General features: G+C 48.3%; 3 protein-coding genes. 2 read left to right on the top strand and 1 reads right to left on the bottom strand.

Annotated elements, in window-relative coordinates:
* Positions 1 to 258: 258 nt before the first annotated feature.
* Together RN22_RS15705 and RN22_RS15700 are read left to right on the top strand one after the other, a co-directional pair.
* The gene (locus tag RN22_RS15705; RefSeq protein ID WP_046305655.1) at positions 259 to 876 is read left to right on the top strand and encodes a hypothetical protein; all 618 of its coding nucleotides are present in this window, start codon (positions 259 to 261) and stop codon (positions 874 to 876) included.
* A 35-nt stretch (positions 877 to 911) separates the two neighbouring features.
* Positions 912 to 1,646 (top strand): MBL fold metallo-hydrolase, encoded by a 735-nt coding sequence (locus tag RN22_RS15700; protein WP_002541794.1) that lies wholly within the window; start codon positions 912 to 914, stop codon positions 1,644 to 1,646.
* A gap of 56 nt (positions 1,647 to 1,702) precedes the next feature.
* On the opposite strand, the gene RN22_RS15695 is transcribed toward RN22_RS15700, so the two are convergent.
* The gene (locus RN22_RS15695; RefSeq protein ID WP_002541795.1) at positions 1,703 to 2,113 is read right to left on the bottom strand and encodes a BLUF domain-containing protein; all 411 of its coding nucleotides are present in this window, start codon (positions 2,111 to 2,113) and stop codon (positions 1,703 to 1,705) included.
* Between the last annotated feature and the right edge of the window lie 77 nt (positions 2,114 to 2,190).

The following is a 2,190-nucleotide window of genomic DNA, read 5'->3' as shown; positions in this document are numbered from 1 at the left end:
GATAACGCAGGAGAAAGTCCCCACAAACGCTGCCCGGAGGGTTCAGCCCTATGCGTTTTATGCTTTGTTGAGGCGTAGTTGCTTAGAGTAACTAGGCGGCACAAACCTCGCCGCGCCAAAAACGCTTAGGGCTAGAACAAAATATAACTACCAAAGGTCAACAGACCCTACAAAATGTAGAGAAATACTGTCTCATTTCTGAACAGACAGAAATACTTGTCTAGACTGATAAAAGGTCTTAATAAATCAGATACCTCCATGACAGATGCAAACGCAGACAATCACTTTGTGACGGCAGCGGTCGTCGCGGCGGAGTTGTATAAAGCCCGGGAAATCGCGAACGATATTTCACTTACCGCAAGCAATGCGCGTGCGCTGGCATTACGTGCTGGGCAAGGCGCTGCGGGGTTTAGGGCAATTACTGATTTCATCGATCAGTTGGCCGATACCACTGTAAAAACCTCAGACATCATTAACCTCAAAGCGGTCACCATCAGCAGATTGGCGACAATTGCGGTGCGTAACGAACGCACCATGGAATGCTTCAAGAAAGCTGCAAAGATAAGTAAAGACGCAGCTTACGTTGGCACGATAGAAAAGCCGATTGAAACCATGAAGGCAGAGCATGCGCAATTGCTCCGCCAGTTTTACCGCGAAGTTACTTCGCTATCAGAGCTACTGGAAAATTTGGCTCGCGAGATCAAAACCGCCTCAGTGCTGTCAGCGATGTCGCGTGTTGAGGCTTCACAGTCCGGTAAGAAATTTGAAGAGGGACTGAACGTTGTCGCAGACAACGTTTCTACCGCTGCAGATCGAATACAGACACACGTCATGCTGTCTCAGTCGCTGTGTCGTGAATTGGCAGACGAATACTAATTGCTCTAGCCGCAAACGCTTCGGAGACAGATCGAATGATCACAAAGGAAATCTATTCAGGGGAAACGCACCAGTGGTTTATGTTCGGGCGTGACCCGTCTAAGCCTGAGAAAATCATCGACACCAACCAATATATGATCCGCACGCATAACAACGCGCTGTTGATGGACCCAGGCGGCATAGAGATTTTCTCCGCGATGCTGGCGTCCGTCGTTAAACAGGTACCGATTAATCAGATTGGGCATCTTTTTGCTTCGCATCAGGATCCAGACATTATTTCTTCCCTCGGCTTATGGGATACCGCTTTAACCGAATCTAAGCTTCATGCTCCCTGGCTTTGGGAAGGATTTGTTCGCCACTTTGGGATGGAGCATATTGAATACGCTCCAATCGCTGACGAGGGCGGTACTCTGGTGTTGAACGGCGTTGAAATCCGCTTCATTCCGGCGCATTACCTCCATTCTTCAGGCAATTTTCATGTTTACGACCCAGTGGCGAAGATTCTGATGAGTGGTGATATTGGCGCGGCTCTGGAGGCGGACGATGCACCAATGGAAGTGGAAGACTTTGAGGAACACATTCCGAAGATGAAAGGGTTTCACCAGCGTTGGATGCCATCGAACACCGCCAAAAATGACTGGATTCGTCGGGTGCGCGAGCTGGATATCGAAATGATGTGTCCCCAACATGGCCGAATGTTTACAGGCGAAAATGTTGGCAAGTTCTTGGATTGGTTTGAACGGCTTGATGTGGGCGTGGCGGTGAAGTAAACAAATAGCAAGAAGGGTGCATCGGCACCCTTTTTTAATGTCTTTGGAAATGGCTGCTATTCTCGGAATACCAGCAACAGGTTAAGCGCGTCGCCCGGGTCGACTTCATGATCGGCATCGTCATCAAAGAAGGCGTTGAAGCCCTCTAATCTTGGGTCATCATTGTTGATGTGATGGAAGCCCATGCTCCATTTTTTGAATTGTCGTTCGACAATATCTTTCCGCATCATTTCAACGATGGAATAGTGGCGATAATCACTGCAAATCTTTTTAAACAGGGGCGCGAGAATGTCTTCCTTGCCTTCAATCACCTGTATGAAGTCGCCATCCTTGTAAAGCAACATTCCGGTGACGCCTAGTTTTTCATTGTTTTCGCGAATCACGGCGAGCATTTCTGCGAACTCTTCATCAGTGAAAGGGTGTTCTGCGCTGCTGATGTAGACGATCTGCTGTAAGTTATCGCTCATCTTGAACTCCTATCTCCATCGCTAGGGGCTGTTGACCTTTGGTGGTTAAATTTTGTTCTAGCCCTAAGCGTTTTAGG

The organism is Grimontia sp. AD028 (assembly GCF_000973155.1).
In the GTDB taxonomy this organism is placed as follows: domain Bacteria; phylum Pseudomonadota; class Gammaproteobacteria; order Enterobacterales; family Vibrionaceae; genus Enterovibrio; species Enterovibrio indicus.
The sequence above is the reverse complement of the archived record's forward strand: the minus strand, read 5'-3'. Positions and strand labels throughout refer to the sequence as shown.

Coding starts and splice junctions, on each gene's coding strand:
- RN22_RS15695 (WP_002541795.1), bottom strand. CDS start 2,113: ATGAGCGATAACTTACAGCAGATCGTCTACATCAGCAGCGCAGAACAC.
- RN22_RS15700 (WP_002541794.1), top strand. CDS start 912: ATGATCACAAAGGAAATCTATTCAGGGGAAACGCACCAGTGGTTTATG.
- RN22_RS15705 (WP_046305655.1), top strand. CDS start 259: ATGACAGATGCAAACGCAGACAATCACTTTGTGACGGCAGCGGTCGTC.